Here is a 19,859-nt window from a genome sequence, read left to right on the forward strand (position 1 = left end):
GGAGTTGGCACGGAGCTCCGGGCCGCTCACCGCGGGGCGGCCGTCACCGTGGTGTTCGGGGACACACCCGCATCCGCACGAGTGCCTCGTCCGTCCCCACCACCAGGTCCCCTTCCGCCGTGAAGGCGAGGGCGTGGGCCTGGCTCCCGGGGTGGAAGGTGCTCAGCCGGTCGTCGTCCAGGGCCCGGTGTTCGACGAGGCCGTCGGCCCAGGCGATCGCGAGGACGAGCCCGGCGTCGGCCGTCCCCACCGCCACCGCGGTGACGGCGCAGTCGCGGGCGGCCACCGGCTCGGGCATGGGGTCGGTGTGGGGTGCCCACGCGCGTACGGTGCCGTCGGCGCCGCCCGTGTACAGCAGGACGACCGTGTCGCCCTCCGCGGAGACGGGCAGGGCGGTTGCGGCGACCGCGGTGACGCGTCCTCGGTGCACGGTGGCGGTGCGCGGCTCGGCGCCGACGGTCACCACGTGCACTGTTCCGGCCTCGTCACCGAGGACGACACCGTCCCCGACGGCGGTCAGCGCGGTGACCGCCTCCTGCCGACGCCGCGTGTACTGCTGTACGGCCGTGAGGAGTTGCTCCCTCGCGGAGGGGCCGTCGTCGAGGAGGGCGGTGATCCCCTTGGGCTTCGCGGACTCGGCGGCGCTCTGCGTGTGCAGGACGCCGTGCTCGTCGAGGACGCTGACGGTGCCGTCGCCGTGCTCGGCGGTGGCGCGGGCGCCGGGCACGGGGAGCGGCAGGCGTCCGGTGGAGCCGGCGTTCTCCGCGTCGAGGACGCGCACGGTGCCCTGATGGTCGGTGACGACCAGCTGCCCGGCCAGGGGCCCGGTACCGGCCGTCAGGGAGCGCGCCGGGCCCGGCCACGGCGGGGTGACGTCGCCGCGCACCCGGTGCCAGACGACGGTCCAGGAGGCGTCCTGGGCGGCGGAGTCGAGCAGGGCGGGCAGCCGAGGATCACCGGCGTCACCGAGGGCGGCGAGGAGGACCAGGGCGCGTTCGGCGGCCGGCTGCTCACGGGTCAGGGAGGCGCCGGACCGCAGCCAGGCGGCGCGCAGTCCGCCGTGGCTCTCCTCGGAGCGTTCGTACGCGGTGGTCACGCTCCAGGGGTCGGCGGCGCAGACCGAGACGGGATCGTCCAGGTCGAACGGCTCCTCCGGCTCCGGGTCCCGCTCCGCGAGGCCGGCGCGGACATCGGGGTGGGCCGCTTCCCAGGACGCACGGCGGGTCTCGTCGGTCCACTGGGGCTCGTCCAGGTCCATGCGGGCGCAGAGCCCGGCGGTGAGCGCCTGCTCCCATTCCGTGCCCGCGCGGACCTCGACAAGTACCCGTACGTGCTCCAACTGGGCCATGTCCAGGGCCAGTTCGACGAGGGAGGCGGGCTGCTCGGCGCCGTGCAGGTCGGGCAGCGCGATGACGGTGCGGCGCCCGTCGGCGGCCAGCGCGGCCAGCAGATCGCCCGGGGAGCGGGCGGCGATCGACAGCTGCTGGCCGAGCATCCAGGTGGCCGTGGTCGCGGTCTGGCCGGGCAGCGGTACGAAGCCGTGGATCCGGCGTTCGCCGACGGTGCCGGGCCGGGTGCCGTGGCCGATCAGCCAGGCGAGGAGCCGGGACTTGCCGCTGCCTTCGGCGCCGGTGACGACGGCGAGGCCGGGGGCGCGGGGGTCGCCGAGCCAGGACAGCAGGGCGGCCGCGGCGGGCTCCCGCCCGGCAGCGGGCCGGGACCAGTGCGGGGCGGAATCGGCGGTCATGAACGCGTCTCCGTTTCTGTGGCACGCGGGCGGCGCGTCACCGGCGGGCCTCCTGCGCGGCGTGGGCGATGAGTTCCTCGATGCCTTCGTCGCGGGACTCCGCGGTGCCGCCGTAGCCGAAGCTGTGCGTGAACTCGGCGTGCGCGAGGACCCCTTGGAGCCGGACCGAGCAGTAGTGGCCCGGCATCATGCACGGTTCGAGTTCGCAGTAGACGCGGCGGACCTGCTCGGGCTCCACCCCGGCGGAGGACAACCGCTGCCACAGCTGCTCCTCGGGGTGCAGGCGGCCGGGGCCGGTCCGGGCGGTGACGATCTGCAGCACGCCGTCCTCACCGACGTACTCGAAGGCCGACGAGAAGGGGAAGTTGAGGGTGTGGCGGACGTCGTCGAGCACCCGCGACCACCAGTTCTCCCGGTCGGCGACGGCCTCCGGGTCGATCTGCCGGATCTCCCGGACCAGCGCGGCGAACGCCTCGGCGGCGGACCGGAGTCCGTCGGAGGCGGCGATCACCGGGAGCGCGCGGTCCAAGGCGGCGGCGCAGTGGGTGAACGCGGCGAGGTCCGAGTTCACGAAGAGGGAGGCTTCCCCGCGACCGAGGAAGAGGGCCTGTACGCGGCCGTCGCTCCGGACGCACAGGTCCGCCAGCCGGTCGGTGCCGATGCGCACCCACTCCGCCCAGTCACCCTGCAACGCGACGCCGCGGTGGCCGGTGTACATCCCGAGGGTGAGCCCGTCGGTGTCGTCCGCCGCGATGAAGTACGGCCCGACGTGCAGCGGCACACCGACCTGTGCGAGGTGGGTGCGGGCCGAGGCCGGGACGGTGCCGTACGAGGCAGGCATGCTCATGCGGCGCAGCCCCTGGGGGCCGAACTGTGCGACAGCGGGGTCCGAAGGGAGCTCGGGCATCACAGACCTCTCACAGCGGCGAAATTTACCGGCCCCACCTTATGCGCAGGCCAGGCCGGGTCCGGAGGGCTGTGACGAATCCAGGACAGGGCCGGGACGGACCGTGCCGTCGGCCCTGCCGACGCGTTCGAGGTCCTGCGAGGACCGCGCTCGGACCGGACCGCGACGGTAGGTTGTGCCGATGTGACTGGACCCCCGCCGCCCGGCGGCGTCGTGCCCGACGCGGACGAACTGAGTGCCCGATGGGCCGATGCCTGGCGGCCGGAACACGTCGCGGAGCGGCTGGCCGGCGTCCGGGCACCCTGGTGCGTCGCGGCGGGATGGGCGCTGGACCTGTTCCGCGGAGCGCAGTCGCGACCGCACGGCGATCTGGAGATCGCGGTGCCCGCCGCGGAGTTCGCGGAGATCCGGGACCGCTTCCCCGAGTACGTCTGGGACGCGGTGGGGTGGGGCCGGATCTGGGCGGCGGCGGACGCCGAGGTGCTCGCGGCGACGCACCAGACCTGGCTGCGGGATCCGGCGAGCGGCCAATTCCTGTTCGACGCCTTCCGCGAGCCGCACGAGGGCCCGACGTGGATCTGCCGACGGGACGACGGTCTGCGGCTGCCGTACGACGCGATCATCGAGCGGACGGCGGAGGGAATCCCCTACCTGGCGCCGGAGCTTGTCCTGCTGTTCAAGGCGAAGGCGACACGGCCCAAGGACCAGGCGGACTTCGACGGCACCCTGCCGCTGCTGGACCGGGCGAGGCGGGACGCCCTGAGCGGATGGCTGGAACGGATCCACCCCGGCCACCGGTGGTTGGCGGTACTGGCCGCGTAGTGTCGCGGGCCGGGCCCCCGGCGCCGGATCACCGGCCCACCTCCACGCTCGTCCGCAGCCTCAGGTCCCGGGCCGACGCCCCCACCCACACCCGCCGGCGCCCGGTCCCCGGCACCCAGTCGTGCCGCTGTGGATCCCACGAGGACAGGGTGCGCGCGTCGACCCGGACGGTGACTTGGCTGCGCTGCCCCGGACGCAGGGTGAGTCGCCGGTAGCCGCCCAACACCCGTACGGCCTGGTCGAGTCGGAGGTCGGGCGAGGGCCCGACGTACACCTGCGGCACGGCCACGCCCGCGCGGCGGCCGGTGTTGCGGACGGTGAAGCTCACGTCGAGGCCGCGTCGGTGCCCACGCGCCGAGAGGTCCTCGTAGGCGAACGAGGTGTACGACAGCCCGTGGCCGAAGGGGAACAGCGGCCGCACGTTCTCGGCGTCGTACCAGCGGTATCCGGCGTGGATCCCCTCCGAGTACTGCTCGGTGCCGTCGACGCCCGGATAGCGCCGGGGGTCACCGGCGAGGGGGTGGTGGTCGTCGTCGATCGGGAAGGACTGGGTGAGGCGGCCGCCGGGATCGCAGTCGCCGAACAGGACGGCGGCGGTGGCGGCCGCGCCCTCCTGGCCCGGGTAGTACATCTGGAGGACGGCGCCGGTGCGCTCCAGCCAGGGCATCGACGTCGAGGAGGAGGTGTTGAGGACGACGGTGGTGCGCGGATTGGCCGCCGTCACGGCGTCGATCAGCCGCTCCTGGTTGCCCGGGAGGGCGAGGGTCGTGCGGTCCTGGCCCTCGGTGGCGTCCTCGTAGGCGAAGAGGACGACGTGACGTGCGGTGCGGGCCGCCCGCACCGCCGCGGCGACGTCCTGCGCGCGGGTCGCGCCGGTGATGCGCCGCAGCCGGAAGAGCTGTCCGCTGTCCCCGCCCGCCGCGCTGATCCGCAGGGTGTGGGCGCCCTCGGCGAGCTTGCGCGTCGCCCGTCGCACGGTGAGGCCGTCGGGTGCGGCGGAGACCAGGCCGCCGGAGAAGTACTCGCCGTATCCGGGGGCGAGGGGGAAGAGTTCCTCGCCGTCCAGGAGGACTTTGGGGCGTGCGGTGGGTGCCGAGGAGAAGTGCAGGACGAAGGTCCACTCGTCGGCGCCGGGGACGGTGAGCGTGCCGTCGTAGGTCCAGGTCTTCCCGGCGTCGACCCGCTGCCCCTCGCCGTCGAGGGCGGGGCTCAGGGCGGCCGTGGGGATCGGCTTGCCGAAGAGGTCCTCGCCGAGGGTGTAAGTGACCTTCCCGGCACGGGACTTGATGGCGTCGAGCGGGCTGTCGGCGTGGTCCGGGACGACATGGGCGCTGCCTCCGCCGCTGACGAAGGGCCGCTCGCCCGTCGGGCCGATCACGGCGATGCTCGCGCCGCCGGGCAGCGGCAGGGTGCCGCGTTCGTTGCGCAGCAGGGTGGCGCCCGCCTTCGCGACCTCCAGGGCGACGGCGGCACCGGCCGCGGCATCGCGCTCGGGACGCGGTGGCGCGCTGCCGTCGAGGAGCCCGAAGCGGTCCATGACGCGCAGGACGCGGCGTACGGCCCGGTCGACGTACCGCTCGGGCACGCTGCCGTTCGCCACGGCCGACCTGAGCGCCGTACCGAAGTAGGTGCCGTCGGGCATCTCCATGTCGAGGCCGGCGGTGAGGGCCCGTTTCGTGCTGTGGGCGGCGAACCAGTCGGTCATCACCCAGCCGTCGAAGCCCCACCGGTCGCGCAGGATGTCGGTGAGCAGGGTCTTGTTCTCGCAGGCGAAGGTGCCGTTGACCTTGTTGTAGGCGCCCATGACCGCGCCGGTGCCGGCGCCGACGGCCGCCTCGAAGCCGCGCAGTTCCAGTTCGTGCAGGGGCTGTTCGCCGACGCGTACGTCGACCGACATGCGGTCCTTCTCCTGGTTGTTCATCGCGTAGTGCTTGACGGTCGCGACGAGGCCCTCGCCCTGGATGCCCTCGATCTCGGCGGCGACCAGGTCGGCGGCGAGCAGCGGGTCCTCGCCGAAGGTCTCGAAGTTGCGGCCCGCGTAGGGGGTGCGGATGAGGTTGACCATCGGGGACAGCAGGACGTCCTGGCCGAGGGCGCGGCCCTCGTGTCCGATGACCCGGCCGTAGCGGCGGGCCAGTTCCGGATCGAAGGCGGCGGCCAGGAGGACCGGCGCGGGCAGGGCGGTGGCGTGCCGGGTGACGCGGACTCCGGCCGGGCCGTCGGCGAGACGCAGCGGCGGGATGCCGAGACGCTTCACTCCGGGGACGTAGCCCGCCTGGCCGAGCGGGTCGGGGTCGGTGGCGCCGTGCAGCAGGGAGATCTTCTCGTCGAGCGTGAGCCGGGCGAGGAGTGCCTCGACACGGGGGCCGGCGCCTCGGTCGGCTCCGGTGAGCGCGTGCACGGGAGGGGCGGAGCCGCCGGTCGCCGCGGCGGCCACGGCGATCGCGCCGCCCAGCAGCCGCAGGGCGGACCGTCGGGAGACCGTGGAAGCGGTGTCGGGCATGGACCGTCACTCCTTCGGTGCGCGGGCACGACGTGGTGAACCGCTGGGGGTCCCCGCACTATGCGCCAGACCGGCCTGACACCCCGTCAGCGACACCACCTGGCACGGAAGGAGGGCGTGCCCGCCGGTGACTCGTCTCCCTGCGTCGGCACACGACGAGTCCCGGGCCACCCCCGGCCCGGGACTCGTGGCACTGCGGCCGTCGTGTCAGCGGCGCGGGGCGCCGAGGGACAGACCTGCGGTCACCGTCGTGACGGCGGCCGTGCCGACCTGGGTCACGGTCGACACCGCGCCGTCGAGAACGCCGCCCACGACACCGGTGCCCGCCCCCTCCAAGGGAGCCGCCGGACCCGCTGGTTCGCCTTCCTGGCAGCAGTCCACCTCGGCGACCCGTCGCGTCTCGAACCGCTCGGGCGGAGTCTCCGGCCCGGCCGACGGGTCCTCGGGGGCCTTGCGCAGGCTGTCGTCGGTGCCGGGCGCCGACGGGAGGGTCTCCGGCGCGTCCCGTCGGCCGAGGGGGCCGTCCGGAGTGCCGTCTCCCACGTGCGGTCCGCCCGTCGTGCCGTTCGGCTGCTCGTCCGCTCGCTCCAGCATCCACCGCTGTTCCGCGGAGTGGTCCCGTTCGGTGACGACGACGGTCCGGCCCGGCCCCGGGGCCACGAGCCGCCCCTCGCCCCGGCGCAGCAGCAACTCGCCGCGCACGGTGAGGTCGTAGCGCACCTCGCCCGCGTGCACCACGCAGTCGGCCAGGACGACGGTGCCTTCGTCGGCGTCCGCGTCGAGGCAGAGCGTCGGAGTGGTGGCCGAGCGGAGCAGACCGTCGTCCTGGTACGTCCACTGCTGCGAGCCGGCCGCCGAGCACGCGGCGAGCACGGCGGCGGCGCCGTCTTCGGGGCTGCCGTCGAGGACGTCGAGGCACAGCCCGGTGGCGGAGTTGTGGAGCCTGCCGTGACCGACCTCGACGGGGTTGCCGACGGAGGCTGCGGAGGGCGAGCGGCCCGACGCGGAATCGTCCGAGGTGCCCGTGGAGCCGGGCGTGACGGAGTTGCCGCTGATCGCTCCCCAGGTGGGTCCGGGTCCGGCGGCACCGCCCTCCTCGGACCAGCCTCTGGCGACGAGCACCGTGGCGAGCAGGGCGAGGGAGGTCAGACCGGCGCCCACGAGCACGGCCTTGGCGCGTCCGCGGCTCGGAGGGAGGAGACCGGCGGAGGGCCGGTGCCGTCCGCCCACTCTGGTTCGCACCGCCTGACGGGCCGGCGTGGCCGGGCAGCCGGTGGCGCGGTCGGGCCGGGAGTCGAGATAGCGGTGGGCCCCCCAGCCGAGCACGGTCTCGGCGAGCAGCGCCTCCAGGCCGCCCTCGAAATGACTGAGCTGCTCGGCGGCGTGCCGGCAGTAGCGGCAGGACGTCAGATGCTGCTGGACATCCGGGAGCAGGGCGCCTCCGCGACGAATCGGGACATCGAGGAGACGGTTGTAGAAACGGCATTCGCTGCTGGGCGCGAGTTCGCGGTGGGCCCGTACACAGCCCGTGCGGAATTGTTCGCGCGCCTGCTCCAGAGCGGCCGCCGCCCTGGCCGCGTCCACCCCCAGCAGACCGGCCGGTACGGATATGGACTCGGCCTCCACCTCCACATGCCACAACAGGCATTGCGAGGCTCCGGGAAGGCCCTGGAATGCGCGCTCGGCGAGCCGCCGCCTTTCGGGCGTGACGGACCGCGCCGCCCGCAGACCGCGACCCCCGGTCGTTTTGCGGAGTTCCGGCAGCACCGCGGAAAGGGTGCCGTCCGCGGCCCACTCCTTCACCGTGTCCCGTACCGCGCGCAGGAGTTGGGGCCGCACGGCGCCACCGCCCGCTCGTCCCAGCACCCGGTGAAAGGCGGCGGCGGTCGCCATACCCGCCGTTCCCTCCTGGGAGGCCAGGCATATGACGGCGTACTCGTGGGCCGCTCGCCAGTGCCTGGCCATCAGTAGGGCGACGGCGTGGGCGTCCGCGGTGGCTCCGCCCAGCCGGGCGACGAGTTCCCTGTCGGACTCCCCCGGGCTTGCGCCGGGTCGGGGCGGGTAAGGGGGGCGTGGGGGGTAGGGGGATTCCACTCGACCAATTCCTTCCATGCCGCAGGACGGCATGCCGAATACGCGTCCATAGGAAAGAGATGACTGATTGGTGCATACCTATGCCGCGTCAGGTGCGGCACGGTTTTGGAACCCGTGGGTAACGGGGCGCTCACTTTCGCACAATTGACGCAGAGGAAACAAGAAGTTCGAGTGACGTATGTTCAAAACGGGACCACTTCAAAAATGTTACCGGCGGTATCCGCACCCGCATTCGAAAAAATCCCCGGAACGGGCACGTCAAGTTGTGTGCGCCGCAGGCTCGTTGGCACACAAAATCTCCAACTTCCGACCGGCCGTGACCGCACGGCGGACCTCCACAGCAAGCTGAGAGGTTCCTCTCGGCGCACTCTCATCCGCGTGGGCCAGCATGAGCCGCATGATCGTCCCCCACACGACCTCCACCCCCGGCCCCGCCCACCCCGTCCGCAAGGCGGTCGTCCCGGCCGCCGGTCTCGGCACCCGCTTCCTGCCCGCGACGAAGGCGACACCCAAGGAGATGCTGCCGGTCGTGGACAAGCCCGCCATCCAGTACGTCGTCGAGGAGGCCGCCGCGGCCGGGCTCGACGACGTCCTGATGGTGACCGGCCGGCACAAGCGGGCCATCGAGGACCACTTCGACAACGCCCACGAACTGGAACAGGCCCTCGCCGCCAAGGGCGACACCGTCCGCCTGGACGCCGTGCGCGACCCCGCCCGGCTGGCCAACATCCACCACATCCGCCAGGGCGAGCCCCTCGGCCTCGGCCACGCGGTGCTCTGCGCCCGCCGCCACGTCGGCGACGAGCCCTTCGCCGTCCTGCTCGGCGACGACCTGATCGACCCCCGCGAGACCCTGCTCAGCCGGATGCTCGACGTCCGCGACCGGTACGCCGGGAGCGTGGTGGCCCTCATGGAGGTGCCCCGCGAGCAGATCCACCTCTACGGCTGCGCCGCCGTCGAGACCACGGCCGAGCGGGACGTCGTCCGCGTGACCGGCCTGGTCGAGAAGCCGTCGGCCGAGGACGCGCCGAGCGCGTACGCGGTCATCGGCCGGTACGTCCTCGATCCCGCCGTCTTCGACACCCTGGAGCGCACCCCGCCCGGCCGCGGCGGCGAGATCCAGCTGACCGACGCCCTCCAGGACCTCGCCGCGGGCGGCACGGTGCACGGGGTCGTCTTCGACGGGCTGCGCTACGACACCGGCGACAAGGCGGACTATCTGCGCACGGTGGTCCGGCTGGCCTGCGACCGCCCGGACCTCGGGCCCGAGTTCACGGCCTGGCTCAAGGAGTTCGTCTCGGGCCTGGAGAACGGCGGCACCGGCTCCCGCCGTGTCGCGGCCTGACGGAGAACGGAGAACAGCGCCAAGGGCCCCGGTGGTCTTCCTCGCCGGTACCGGGGCCCTTGTCGCACGAGGGCGTTCAGCCGTTGGGGCGCAGGGTCCAGACGACCGTCATCTCACCGGTGACCGCGCCGTCCTCGCGCTGGATGGCGATCGACACGGGGAACTCCGGCCGCTTGCCCTCGTCGAGCTCCGCGACGACCTCCGCGGCGGGGCGACCGAGCGTCGCGGTCGCCGTGACGGGGCCCATCGCGAGCTTCTTGTAGGTGATCTCGGCGCGGACCGCGAGCGGTACGGCACGGGAGAGCTGCTCCCCGAACGCGGCGAGCACGATCGCCCCGCTCGCCGACTCGCCCAGCGTGAACATCGCTCCGGCGTGCGGTCCGCCGACGTGGTTGTGGTACTCGCCCTGGTCGGGAAGTGCCAGCACGGCCTTGTCCGGGGTGGTCTCCAGGAACTCCAGCTTCAGGGTCCTGGCCATCGGCACCGTGGCGGCGAGCATCTCGCCGATCGACATCTGGTCTGCGCTCATGGCCGCGATGTTACCCACGAGTAGTAGCCACTGGCCAGGGAGGTGTGATCATCGTCGTATCCTTACGGCCCATGTGGCCAGGACAACAGCCGCCGGGGGGCGGGCAGGACCCGCAACAGCAGCCTCCGGCCACCGGGAATCCGTACCAGCAGCCCGGGTACCAGCAGCCGAACCCGTATCTCCAGCAGCAGCCGCCCGCGTGGCACACCGCTCCGGCCGGCGCCGCCCCGCCCGGTCCGCCCGCCCCGCCGGGCGGCGGACGGCGGACCAAGGTGATCGCGATCACCGCGGCCCTGGCCGTCGTGGCGGCCGCCGCCGTGACGGGGGCGGTCCTGCTGGGCGGCGGCACGGACGACGAGGCCGCGCCCGGTCCGTCGCCCTCCCCCACCTCTTCTTCCTCATCCTCACCCTCGCCGTCGCCGTCGCCGTCGCCGTCCGGCGATCCGCGGGGCGGGGACGGGCAGAAGCCGACCGTGGCCGGCTGGAAGGTCGTGGTGAACCCCAACGCGGGCGTCGCCTTCGAGGTGCCGGCGGACTGGGCGCTGAAGCCGCGCACGCTGATCACCTGGGTCTCCGAGAACGACGACCCGGACGACAACCCCCTCGTCGCCATGCAGGCCCCCGCGGACCTCAAGGAGAAGTGGTGCGGGACCGACGAGGACAAGGACGGCGAGATCGACTACGCGCCGCTCGCCAGCGCCGGGAGCAGGGGCAACAACAACGTGCAGAGCACCGCGCAGGTCGCGCGCGAGGACTCGGCGACCTGGGTCTACGGCATGTACACCCAGCCGGACCGCAAGAAGATCACCACCGGTCCGGTCACCTCCTTCACCACCGCCTCCGGACTCACCGGCAGCGTCGCCACCTCCCGGTCCTCCGGTGCCGTGAAGAAGGACAAGTGCGACACCGACGGCAAGGCGACGACCTTCGGCTTCAAGGACGCCCGCGGCAACTTCGCGTCCTGGTCGTTCGTCGGAGCCAGGGGCGTGAGCGAGGAGGTCCCCGACGCCACGGTCGAGAAGATCATGAAGACCGTGCGCATCTTCATGCCCGACGCGGACTGAGCGGGGCCACCGGCACACCGGGCCGGCCGGGGCGGGGTTTACGCAGCACACCGATTTGCTACGTCCCTGACAAGGCCCGGTGACCGAAACGTGTCCCTCGCGGCACTAGGGTGACTGCTCATGTGGCCAGGACAGCAGCCGCCCGGGGGCGAGCAGAACCCGCAACAGCAGAACAACCCGTACCAGCAGCCGGGGTACCAGCAGCCGAATCCGTACCAGCAGCCCGGCTACCAGCAGCAGCCGGGCCCCTATGGGCAGCAGCCGCAGTGGGGCACTCCGGCCCCGGCGGGCGTTCCCCAGCCGCCGCAGGGCGGTGGCGGAAACCGCACCAAGGTGGTCGCGATCGTGGCCTCCCTGGCGGTGGTCGTGGCGGCCGGTGTGACCGGCTTCCTGGTGCTGGGCGGGGACAAGGACGACAAGGCCGACGACGGCGGCAAGGACGCGAAGCCGTCGACGAGCCCGTCCGCCCAGCCGAGCGCCTCTCCCTCCGAGGGCAACCCGCGCGGCGGGGAGAGCGAGCAGGCGACCATCACGGGCTGGAAGATCGTCGTCAACCCCAAGTGGGGCGCGGCCTTCGACGTACCGGCGGACTGGGAGGTGCAGTCCGCGCAGTCGGCCATCGCGTTCGAGGAGGAGAACTCCGACGAGCTCAAGCCGATCATCACGATGTCGGCGCCGGCGATCTACAAGTCGAATTGGTGCTCGTCCGACGACGACAAGAACGGCAAGACCGAGACCACGGAACTGGGCGCGGTCGGCGTCAAGGGCGCCAACGGCGCCAAGGACACCGACGAGGTCGCCCTCAACACTCCCGCCTGGTGGGTCTACGGCGGCTACACGCAGCCGGACAAGAAGAGCGTGACGACCGACAAGAAGGCCACGCCCTTCACGACCGCGTCGGGCATCAAGGGCAGCTACGCCTGGGCGTCGTCGACGAACACCCCCGCCAAGGGCAAGTGCGCGAGCGACGGCAAGGCGCTCACCTTCGGCTTCCAGAACTCCACCGGCGACTTCGTCTCCTTCAACTTCTTCGGGGCGAAGGGCGTCAAGGGCGAGGTGCCGAAGGAGACCATCCTGAAGATCCTGAGCACCGTCCGCGTGCACGGCGAACCGACGGGCTGAGCCGGGCGGTTCGGGCCGGAAGGGTCTGTGGCGGGTCGAGGGCCTGGGGGCGACAGCCTCCGGGCCTCCCCTCTGCTCTGCCGCGCTCGCGGTACCGGATGCCGGGAACGGCTCAGCCGATGCCGAACGCCCCGGCAGGAGGCTCGGGTGACGGCACGGCGTCCTCGTCCCGCACCGGGCTCGCGCCCGCGACGAAGTCCCGCAGTCCCGCCCCGTGTTCGACCCGGGCCGGGAAGGCGTCGGAGGCGGTGAGCCGGGCCAGGGCGGGCAGGTCCACCGGACGGTGGGAGGCGACGAGCACCGCGTTGCCGAACCGGCGTCCGCGCAGTACGCCCGGTTCGGCGATCAGCGCGAGTTCCTCGAACCGTGTGGCGAAGGTGGCCAGTTGGGACCGCAGGAAGGCGAAGGGCACGGCGTCGGCGAGGTTGGCCAGGTAGACCCCGTCGCCGCGCAGGACCCGCTCGACCTCCCCGGCGTAGGCGACGGATGTCAGGTGCGCCGGGACACGGGACCCGCCGAAGACATCGGCGACCAGGACGTCGGCGGCGTCGGCGGGCGCGGTTTCCAGCCAGGCCCGGGCATCCGCCGCGTGCACGGCGATGCCCGAGCCCTCGGGCCACGGCAGGTGTTCCAGGACCAGCTCCAGCAGTCCCCGGTCGGCCTCGACCACGTCCTGCCGCGAGCCGGGCCGCGTGACGGCCACATACCGGGGCAGGGTGAGCGCGCCCCCGCCGAGATGCAGCACGTCCAGCGGCCGGCCCTCCTCGGCGACGATGTCGAGCACATGCCCGAGCCGCCGCGCGTACTCGAACTCCAGATGCGCCGGATCATCCAGATCGACGTACGACTGCGGCGCCCCGTCGACCGTGAGCAGCCAGGCCCGCGCTCGATCGACATCGGGCATCAACTTGGCGAACCCATGATCGACGGCACGGGCGACGGGCAAGGATTCGGTCACCTCTCAATTGTGCCCGCACTGGAGCGCCCCTCAGGGGCGCGGGGAACTGCGCGACCAGCCACAACCGGCCCGCAGTCCCCCACATGCACCAGCCACCCTCACTCGACGGCTGTCACGGTGCCCGCACCGACGGTCCGCCCACCCTCACGGATGGCGAACCCCAGCCCCGGCTCCAACGGCACCTCCCGCCCCAACTCCACGGTCATCGTCACCGTGTCACCAGGCCGGGCGACCGCGATGTCACCGAGGTCGACGTCGCCCACCACATCCGCCGTCCGGATGTAGAACTGCGGCCGGTACCCCGTGGAGACGGGCGTCGTGCGCCCGCCCTCACGCGTGGACAGCACGTACACCTGCGCCGAGAACCGCCGCCGCGGCTTCACACTCCCCGGCGCCGCCACGACATGCCCCCGCCGCACCGCGTCCCGGGGCACCCCGCGCAGCAGCAGGGCCACGTTGTCCCCGGCCTGCGCCTCCTCCATGGGCTTGCCGAAGGTCTCCAGGCCGATGACCACGCTCTCCACCGAGGCACCGAGGACGTCGACGCGGTCCCCCATCCGCACGGTGCCGCGCTCGACCGCGCCGGTCACCACCGTCCCCCGGCCGGTGATGGTGAGCACGTTCTCCACGGGCATCAGGAACGGCGCGTCCAGATACCGCTCGGGCATGGGCACGTAGGTGTCCACCGCGTCGAGCAGCGCCTCGACGGACGCCGTCCACCGCGGGTCCCCTTCGAGGGCCTTCAGCCCGGAGACCCGTACGACGGGCACGGCGTCCCCGCCGTAGCCGTGCTCGGTGAGCAGGTCGCGCACCTCCAGCTCGACCAGGTCGATGAGCTCCTCGTCGCCCGCGTCGGCCTTGTTGAGGGCGACGACGACGTGGTTCACGCCCACCTGGCGGGCGAGCAGTACGTGCTCGGCGGTCTGCGGCATGATCCCGTCGAGCGCGGAGACGACGAGGATCGCCCCGTCGAGCTGCGCGGCCCCGGTGACCATGTTCTTGACGTAGTCGGCGTGGCCCGGCATGTCCACGTGGGCGTAGTGCCGGGTGTCCGTCTCGTACTCGACGTGCGCGATGTTGATGGTGATGCCCCGCGCGGCCTCCTCGGGGGCCCGGTCGATGCGGTCGAAGGGCACGAAGGTGCCGGCGCCGCGGTCGGCGAGGACCTTGGTGATGGCGGCGGTCAGGGTGGTCTTGCCGTGGTCGACGTGACCCATCGTGCCGATGTTGAGATGCGGTTTGGTGCGGACGTATGCCGTCTTGGGCATGGCGATACCTCGAAGCCTCTGCGGTGAAGTGTGGGGACCCCCAAGGACTCGCCGACCCTCCCCCTGCGGGGTCCGCCGGACGATCCGGAGAGGGTCAGCTTCGGGCGCCGTCTGCTGCGGCCAGGAAGACGGGAACGGCAGCCTTCGGAGCATCCGCGACTGCGGATGCTGCGAGAACGAAGGCGTACCGGAACATGACGCAGATCATTGCCGACGCGTTGTCCCACGTCGAATGGTTTTTCGCGACCCCCTGGGCGCACAACGCACAGGATCCATACGGCGATCACACACATTTGTCGGTTAGTGTCACCGGATGCTCGATGCCACCACCCGCTCTGGCGGCACCGCCACGGCCTCTCCCCCGGCCTCCGCCTCGGAACTCGCCGTCGCCGTCCCCGCCGCGGACCTCGCCGTCCCGGCTCCGTCGGGCTTCGCCGCGCGCTGCACGAGAGTACTGCTGTCCCCCTGGTCGCGGCTGTCCCTGCTGTTCGCCCTGCTCGCGGGTGCCGCCTCGGCCGTCCTGCTCTTCGAACCGCAGCGGCTGCTGGCCGACGGCTGGCCGCCGCAGCTCGGCGGGGCCGCGGCGGCGCTGGTGTTCGCGGCAGCGTACGGGCTGTGCACGGTCGCCTTCGTGCCCCGCCCGCTGCTCAACCTGGCGGCGGGCGCGCTCTTCGGCTCGCAGCTCGGCACCGGCGCGGCGATCGCGGGCACGGTGATCGGTGCCGGTATCGCCTTCACGCTCGGCCGGGTGCTCGGCCAGGACGCGCTGCGGCCGCTGCTGCGGGGGCGCTGGCTGAAGGCCGCGGACGGGCAGCTCAGCCGGCACGGCTTCCGCTCGATGCTGGCGGCGCGGCTGTTCCCCGGTGTGCCGTTCTGGGCCGCGAACTACTGCGCCTCCGTCTCCCGCATGGGCTATGTGCCGTTCCTGCTCGCGACGGCGCTCGGGTCGATCCCGAACACCGCCGCGTACGTCGTCGCCGGCGCCCGTGCCTCGACGCCGACCTCGCCGGCCTTCCTGATCGCGATGGCCTGCATCGCGCTGCCGGCGCTGGCGGGCGCGGTGGTGGCCTGGCGCAAGAGGCACGTCCTGCGCGGCCACTGAAGCCCCGCGCCGGCCCCGGCCGCCGCTACACAGCTTCCAGGATCATCGCGTTGGCGAGTCCGCCCGCCTCGCACATCGTCTGAAGGCCGTACCGCGCCCCGCGTTCCCGCATCGCGTGCACGAGGGTCGTCGTCAGCCGGGTGCCGCTCGCGCCGAGCGGGTGGCCGAGGGCTATCGCCCCGCCGTGCACGTTGACCTTGTCCAGGTCGGCGCCGGTCTCCTGCCGCCAGGCGAGCACGACGCTGGAGAACGCCTCGTTGACCTCGAACAGGTCGATGTCGTCCAGGGAGAGACCCGCCCGGCGCAGCACCTTCTCCGTGGCCGGGACGACACCGGTGAGCATGAGGATCGGGTCGGAGCCGGTGACGGCGAAGCTGTGCAGCCGTGCGAGGGGGCGCAGGCCGAGGCGGGCCGCCGTCTCGCCGGAGGTGATGAGCACGGCCGAGGCGCCGTCGTTGACCGGGCTGGCGTTGCCCGCGGTCACGTTCCACTCGATCTGCGGGAAGCGCTCGGCGTAGGCGGGGTCGTAGTAGGCGGGCTTCAGTCCGGCGAGGGTCTCGGGGGTGCTGCCCGGCCGTACGCACTCGTCGCGGGTGACGCCGTCCAGAGGGGCGACCTCGGTGTCGAACAGGCCGGCGTCCCAGGCCGCCGCGGCCTTGTGGTGCGAGGAGACCGCGAAGGCGTCCAACTGCTCGCGGGTCAGGGACCACTTGGCGGCGATGAGTTCGGCGCTGATGCCCTGCGGGACGACGCCGTCCCGGTAGCGCTCGGCGACCCCGGGGCCGAAGGGGTCCTTGCCGGGCGGCACGTTCGACCACATCGGCACCCGGCTCATCGACTCCACACCGCAGGCGACCACGAGGTCGTACGCACCCGCCATGACGCCCTGTGCCGCGAAGTGCACGGCCTGCTGGGAGGAGCCGCACTGGCGGTCGACCGTGGTCGCGGGGACCGACTCCGGGAAGCCCGCCGACAGGACGGCGTAGCGGGTGGTGTTCATGGCCTGTTCGCCGACCTGGTCGACGGTGCCGCCGATGACGTCGTCGATCAGCGCCGGGTCGACGCCGGAGCGCTCGACGAGAGTGCGCAGGGTGTGGGCGAGGAGTTCGACGGGGTGCACGTGGGCGAGGGCGCCGTTCGGCTTGCCCTTGCCCACGGGGGTGCGTACGGCTTCGACGATGACTGCGTCACGCATGGTGGGGGCCTCCACGACTACGGGCGATTACCGGTGAGTAGGAAATCCAAACTCACCATAGCTTCGTAGGTTGGAAAAACAAACCCTCCCCTAGAATCAGCTCCATGGCCGCTCCCAAGGACCCGCGCCCCTGCTCGATCGCCGACACCCTGGCGCTCGTCGGCGAGAAGTACTCCCTGCTCGTCCTGCGCGAGGTGTGCCTGGGCAACGGACGCTTCGACCAGCTCGTGCGCAACATCGGCGCCCCGCGCGACGTCCTGGCCACCCGGCTGCGCCGGCTGGTCGCCGCCGGGATCCTGACCAAGCACCTCTACAGCGAGCGGCCGCAGCGCTTCGAGTACCGGCCCACCCGGGCGGGACTGGAACTGGAGCCGGTTCTGCTGACCCTCATGGCGTGGGGCGACCGCCATCTCCGCCAGGACGACGACCGCCCGATGGTGGTCGAACACAGCTGCCACCACGAACTGACCCCCGTCGTCACCTGCGCGGCCTGCGGCGAACCGCTCTCCCACGAGGACCTGACGGCCCACCCGCAGTCCCCCGGCTGGACGGTGACGGGACCGACGGCGGCCTAACACCCGCCCGGCGGCCGGGCCCCCGCTCCCACGCCCCTGTGCCGGGGCTGTCATCCCGGGACGCTACGCTGCCCCTCGCGCCCTGATCACCTCCTCCGGTGAGCTGGTGTGCGCCCGCCGCCCCTTCCACGATCAGCGCTTGGACTCCGTAACCTCATGTCTTGGTTTGAATCCCTCATCCTCGGACTCGTCCAGGGGCTGACCGAGTTCCTCCCCGTCTCCTCCAGCGCGCACCTGCGGCTGACCGCGGCCTTCTCGGGCTGGAAGGACCCGGGAGCGGCCTTCACGGCGATCACCCAGATCGGCACCGAGGCGGCCGTCCTGATCTACTTCCGCAAGGACATCGGGCGGATCATCTCGGCCTGGGTCCGGTCGCTCACCAACAAGGAGATGCGCCGGGACCACGACGCCCAGATGGGCTGGCTGGTGATCGTCGGCTCGATCCCGATCGGCGTCCTCGGAGTGACGCTCAAGGACCAGATCGAGGGCCCCTTCCGCGATCTGCGGATCACCGCCACGATGCTGATCGTGATCGGCATCGTCATCGGCATCGCCGACCGGATGGCTGCCCGTGACGAGAACGGCGGCCGGCACCGCGCGGCCAAGGAGCGCAAGTCGCTCGAGGACCTGAGCGTCAAGGACGGCCTGATCTTCGGTCTCTGCCAGGCCTGCGCCCTCGTCCCGGGCGTCTCCCGCTCCGGCGCCACCATCAGCGGCGGCCTGTTCATGGGCTACCAGCGTGAGGCCGCGGCCCGCTACTCCTTCCTCCTCGCCATTCCGGCGGTGCTCGCCTCCGGCCTGTTCGAGCTCAAGGACGCGATGGAGAGCGACCACGTCTCCTGGGGTCCGACGATCTTCGCCACGATCATCGCCTTCGTGGTCGGATACGCCGTCATCGCGTGGTTCATGAAGTTCATCTCGACGAAGAGCTTCATGCCCTTCGTCTGGTACCGCATCGCCCTCGGCATCGTCATCATCGTGCTGGTCACGACGGGTGCGCTGAGCCCCCACGCGGCCGAGTCGGCGGGCTGACATCCGGCGGCCGGGCCGTCAACTCACCCCGGTCGCGCCGGAGTTCCGCACCGGCGCGGAAAATCCGTGACCAATCACATACGGCATCCGTAGCCGCCTGGTAGCGGACCGTCAGTTCTTGCGCCTACGCTTGTTCCCATGCTCCCCGATTCCATGACCTCTGGTTCCGTGCGGTCTGCTGCCGAAGTCAACGAACACATCCGCGCCCTGTGGATGCGCGCCGGCGGCACCCTCTCGGCCCAGGAGCGCGCGGAGTACGAGCTGTTGGTGGTCGAATGGGCGGCCGCGATCCGCGGTGACGTCGTCGAGGCCGCCTGAACCGGCGGCCCCGCCCGCAGCGGCCCCCGGCGGGTCATGCCCCCAGGTGGCCCAGCGCACCCGGGTCCAGGGGATACGGCCGCTCCTCGGGCAACAGCTGTGCCGCGCGCTCCGGTTCACCCGCCCGCACCCGTGCGTGGATCTCCGCGGCCAGAGGCGTCACGTCCTCGATGCCCACGATCCACTCGTCCGCGTACCGGGCCGTGGCCTCGCCCGCGAGCCCCAGCTGAAGGGACCGGTACGGCAGCGGGTTCAGGTGCAGGTCCCGTTCCGGGTCCCACTGCACCCGCGCGGGTGCATCCCTCAACCGGCGCTTCCAGGCGGCCTGGTCACCGTGCAGCTCGGGCACGTGGTGGGACAGACACGCGTTGCGCAGGGCCCACTGGAACCCCGACCGGCTGATCTCGACGGCGAGGACGGTCTCCTGACCCTCCTTCGTGCCCCATCCGCAGCGGTACATCATCCACAGGAACGACGGCTTGATCCAGGTCATGCGGTCGCGCTTCCAGGACGACGGGAAGCGGCCGGTGCGGGCGGCCGGGCCGCCGATCTCCGGGCGGTAGGCCTGGTAGACGGTGATCGTGGACTCCGTATGGCGGGCGCGCACACGGTACTTGGGCTCCTGCCCGACGGTACTGACTGACTGATCGTTCACGCGCCCAGCCTCGGCCCCCGACACCGGTCACGGCCACCGAATATCCCCGCGCCCCCCTTGGCGGCGCCCCCGCGATGCCCAACACTGAGCCGATGACGCAGCGTGTGGAGCTAGCCACCGTGATGGACCGACTGGCCGTCGACGAACTGATCACCGACTACGCGACAGCCGTGGACGACGGCGACTGGGAGGCGTACCGAGGTCTGTTCACCCCCGACGGGCGGGCGGACTACCGCTCGGCCGGCGGCATAGAGGGCGAACCCGCCAGGGTCGCCGACTGGCTCGCGGAGAGCATGCGGCTGTTCTCGATGCGCCAGCATCTGATCGTCAACCGCCGGCTCCGCTTCGGCCTCCACGACCAGGACACCGGCGACACGGTCCGCGTCCGTGCCGACTACGTCAACCCCATGCGCCTCGCCGAGGACGAAGGCGCCGCGCCCGACTTCGTCTGCGGCGGCCGCTACGCCTTCGGGCTGCTGCGCACCCACGACGGCTGGCGGCTGCGCGAAGTCGTCGTACAGGAGAAGTGGCGGCGCCTGCCGAGTCCCGCTCCGGCACCTGTGATCAACTGAGCCGGGATCCTTGAGGTCCCGGGCGCCCGCGACGCGCACACTGGAGTCACC

General features: G+C 72.2%; 18 protein-coding genes. 9 read left to right on the forward strand and 9 right to left on the reverse strand.

What is annotated here, in order from left to right; all coding sequences use genetic code 11:
* Nucleotides 1-43: 43 nt before the first annotated feature.
* A complete protein-coding gene (locus SLINC_RS07975; protein ID WP_067428418.1) occupies nt 44-1,747 on the reverse strand; it encodes a hypothetical protein in 1,704 nt (567 codons plus the stop codon).
* Nucleotides 1,748-1,784: 37 nt separating this feature from the next.
* On the reverse strand, nt 1,785-2,654 hold the full coding sequence (locus SLINC_RS07980) for an SUKH-4 family immunity protein (RefSeq protein WP_079165089.1): 870 nt from the start codon (nt 2,652-2,654) through the stop codon (nt 1,785-1,787).
* A gap of 183 nt (nt 2,655-2,837) precedes the next feature.
* Between SLINC_RS07980 and SLINC_RS07985 the strand changes: the two genes are divergently transcribed.
* The gene (locus SLINC_RS07985; protein WP_067428424.1) at nt 2,838-3,476 is read left to right on the forward strand and encodes a nucleotidyltransferase domain-containing protein; all 639 of its coding nucleotides are present in this window, start codon (nt 2,838-2,840) and stop codon (nt 3,474-3,476) included.
* A gap of 28 nt (nt 3,477-3,504) precedes the next feature.
* On the opposite strand, the gene SLINC_RS07990 is transcribed toward SLINC_RS07985, so the two are convergent.
* Nucleotides 3,505-5,979 carry a beta-glucosidase family protein gene (locus SLINC_RS07990; protein WP_067428427.1) on the reverse strand — a complete coding sequence of 825 codons (2,475 nt, stop codon included), beginning with the start codon at nt 5,977-5,979 and terminating at the stop codon, nt 3,505-3,507.
* Nucleotides 5,980-6,186: 207 nt separating this feature from the next.
* Nucleotides 6,187-7,872: an RICIN domain-containing protein gene (locus tag SLINC_RS07995; RefSeq protein ID WP_237281992.1), complete on the reverse strand. Its 1,686-nt coding sequence runs from the start codon at nt 7,870-7,872 to the stop codon at nt 6,187-6,189.
* Between the two features lie 598 nt (nt 7,873-8,470).
* On the opposite strand from SLINC_RS07995, the gene galU reads away from it, so the two are divergent.
* A complete protein-coding gene (galU, locus tag SLINC_RS08000; protein ID WP_067428432.1) occupies nt 8,471-9,418 on the forward strand; it encodes a UTP--glucose-1-phosphate uridylyltransferase GalU in 948 nt (315 codons plus the stop codon).
* Nucleotides 9,419-9,494: 76 nt separating this feature from the next.
* On the opposite strand, the gene SLINC_RS08005 is transcribed toward galU, so the two are convergent.
* Nucleotides 9,495-9,932, reverse strand: coding sequence for a DUF4442 domain-containing protein (locus tag SLINC_RS08005; protein WP_067428434.1), 438 nt, complete (start codon nt 9,930-9,932; stop codon nt 9,495-9,497).
* An 86-nt stretch (nt 9,933-10,018) separates the two neighbouring features.
* Here SLINC_RS08005 and SLINC_RS08010 point away from each other — a divergent pair, with 86 nt between their 5' ends.
* On the forward strand, nt 10,019-11,011 hold the full coding sequence (locus tag SLINC_RS08010; RefSeq protein WP_067428436.1) for a DUF8017 domain-containing protein: 993 nt from the start codon (nt 10,019-10,021) through the stop codon (nt 11,009-11,011).
* A gap of 120 nt (nt 11,012-11,131) precedes the next feature.
* Nucleotides 11,132-12,133 (forward strand): DUF8017 domain-containing protein, encoded by a 1,002-nt coding sequence (locus tag SLINC_RS08015; protein WP_067428442.1) that lies wholly within the window; start codon nt 11,132-11,134, stop codon nt 12,131-12,133.
* 112 nt (nt 12,134-12,245) lie between these two features.
* Here SLINC_RS08015 and SLINC_RS08020 read toward each other — a convergent pair whose 3' ends face one another.
* Nucleotides 12,246-13,091 (reverse strand): spermidine synthase, encoded by an 846-nt coding sequence (locus tag SLINC_RS08020; RefSeq protein WP_067428446.1) that lies wholly within the window; start codon nt 13,089-13,091, stop codon nt 12,246-12,248.
* A gap of 98 nt (nt 13,092-13,189) precedes the next feature.
* A complete protein-coding gene (gene tuf, locus SLINC_RS08025) occupies nt 13,190-14,359 on the reverse strand; it encodes an elongation factor Tu (RefSeq protein ID WP_067428449.1) in 1,170 nt (389 codons plus the stop codon).
* A 313-nt stretch (nt 14,360-14,672) separates the two neighbouring features.
* On the opposite strand from tuf, the gene SLINC_RS08030 reads away from it, so the two are divergent.
* Nucleotides 14,673-15,461, forward strand: a complete 789-nt coding sequence (locus SLINC_RS08030) for a TVP38/TMEM64 family protein (protein WP_067428452.1) — start codon at nt 14,673-14,675, stop codon at nt 15,459-15,461.
* 25 nt (nt 15,462-15,486) lie between these two features.
* On the opposite strand, the gene SLINC_RS08035 is transcribed toward SLINC_RS08030, so the two are convergent.
* Nucleotides 15,487-16,656 (reverse strand): thiolase family protein, encoded by a 1,170-nt coding sequence (locus SLINC_RS08035; RefSeq protein WP_067428455.1) that lies wholly within the window; start codon nt 16,654-16,656, stop codon nt 15,487-15,489.
* Between the two features lie 104 nt (nt 16,657-16,760).
* Between SLINC_RS08035 and SLINC_RS08040 the strand changes: the two genes are divergently transcribed.
* From SLINC_RS08040 to SLINC_RS45735, 3 genes are all read left to right on the forward strand, one after another.
* On the forward strand, nt 16,761-17,231 hold the full coding sequence (locus SLINC_RS08040) for a winged helix-turn-helix transcriptional regulator (protein WP_067428458.1): 471 nt from the start codon (nt 16,761-16,763) through the stop codon (nt 17,229-17,231).
* A gap of 156 nt (nt 17,232-17,387) precedes the next feature.
* Entirely contained in the window at nt 17,388-18,263 is an 876-nt protein-coding gene (locus SLINC_RS08045) for an undecaprenyl-diphosphate phosphatase (RefSeq protein WP_067428467.1), read from the forward strand.
* A gap of 138 nt (nt 18,264-18,401) precedes the next feature.
* On the forward strand, nt 18,402-18,581 hold the full coding sequence (locus tag SLINC_RS45735; protein WP_079164451.1) for a hypothetical protein: 180 nt from the start codon (nt 18,402-18,404) through the stop codon (nt 18,579-18,581).
* 34 nt (nt 18,582-18,615) lie between these two features.
* Here the strand turns inward: SLINC_RS45735 and SLINC_RS08050 are convergent, their stop codons facing one another.
* Nucleotides 18,616-19,236 carry a DUF4291 domain-containing protein gene (locus SLINC_RS08050; RefSeq protein ID WP_067428470.1) on the reverse strand — a complete coding sequence of 207 codons (621 nt, stop codon included), beginning with the start codon at nt 19,234-19,236 and terminating at the stop codon, nt 18,616-18,618.
* Nucleotides 19,237-19,328: 92 nt separating this feature from the next.
* On the opposite strand from SLINC_RS08050, the gene SLINC_RS08055 reads away from it, so the two are divergent.
* Nucleotides 19,329-19,808: a nuclear transport factor 2 family protein gene (locus SLINC_RS08055; protein ID WP_067428474.1), complete on the forward strand. Its 480-nt coding sequence runs from the start codon at nt 19,329-19,331 to the stop codon at nt 19,806-19,808.
* The last annotated feature ends 51 nt before the right edge of the window (nt 19,809-19,859 follow it).

Origin of the sequence: Streptomyces lincolnensis (assembly GCF_001685355.1) — a bacterium.
Classification (GTDB): domain Bacteria; phylum Actinomycetota; class Actinomycetes; order Streptomycetales; family Streptomycetaceae; genus Streptomyces; species Streptomyces lincolnensis.

Coding starts and splice junctions, on each gene's coding strand:
- SLINC_RS07975 (WP_067428418.1), bottom strand. CDS start 1,747: ATGACCGCCGATTCCGCCCCGCACTGGTCCCGGCCCGCTGCCGGGCGG.
- SLINC_RS07980 (WP_079165089.1), bottom strand. CDS start 2,654: ATGCCCGAGCTCCCTTCGGACCCCGCTGTCGCACAGTTCGGCCCCCAG.
- SLINC_RS07990 (WP_067428427.1), bottom strand. CDS start 5,979: ATGCCCGACACCGCTTCCACGGTCTCCCGACGGTCCGCCCTGCGGCTG.
- SLINC_RS07995 (WP_237281992.1), bottom strand. CDS start 7,872: ATGGCGACCGCCGCCGCCTTTCACCGGGTGCTGGGACGAGCGGGCGGT.
- galU (WP_067428432.1), top strand. CDS start 8,471: ATGATCGTCCCCCACACGACCTCCACCCCCGGCCCCGCCCACCCCGTC.
- SLINC_RS08005 (WP_067428434.1), bottom strand. CDS start 9,932: ATGTCGATCGGCGAGATGCTCGCCGCCACGGTGCCGATGGCCAGGACC.
- SLINC_RS08010 (WP_067428436.1), top strand. CDS start 10,019: ATGTGGCCAGGACAACAGCCGCCGGGGGGCGGGCAGGACCCGCAACAG.
- SLINC_RS08015 (WP_067428442.1), top strand. CDS start 11,132: ATGTGGCCAGGACAGCAGCCGCCCGGGGGCGAGCAGAACCCGCAACAG.
- tuf (WP_067428449.1), bottom strand. CDS start 14,359: ATGCCCAAGACGGCATACGTCCGCACCAAACCGCATCTCAACATCGGC.
- SLINC_RS08030 (WP_067428452.1), top strand. CDS start 14,673: ATGCTCGATGCCACCACCCGCTCTGGCGGCACCGCCACGGCCTCTCCC.
- SLINC_RS08035 (WP_067428455.1), bottom strand. CDS start 16,656: ATGCGTGACGCAGTCATCGTCGAAGCCGTACGCACCCCCGTGGGCAAG.
- SLINC_RS08040 (WP_067428458.1), top strand. CDS start 16,761: ATGGCCGCTCCCAAGGACCCGCGCCCCTGCTCGATCGCCGACACCCTG.
- SLINC_RS08045 (WP_067428467.1), top strand. CDS start 17,388: ATGTCTTGGTTTGAATCCCTCATCCTCGGACTCGTCCAGGGGCTGACC.
- SLINC_RS45735 (WP_079164451.1), top strand. CDS start 18,402: ATGCTCCCCGATTCCATGACCTCTGGTTCCGTGCGGTCTGCTGCCGAA.
- SLINC_RS08055 (WP_067428474.1), top strand. CDS start 19,329: ATGACGCAGCGTGTGGAGCTAGCCACCGTGATGGACCGACTGGCCGTC.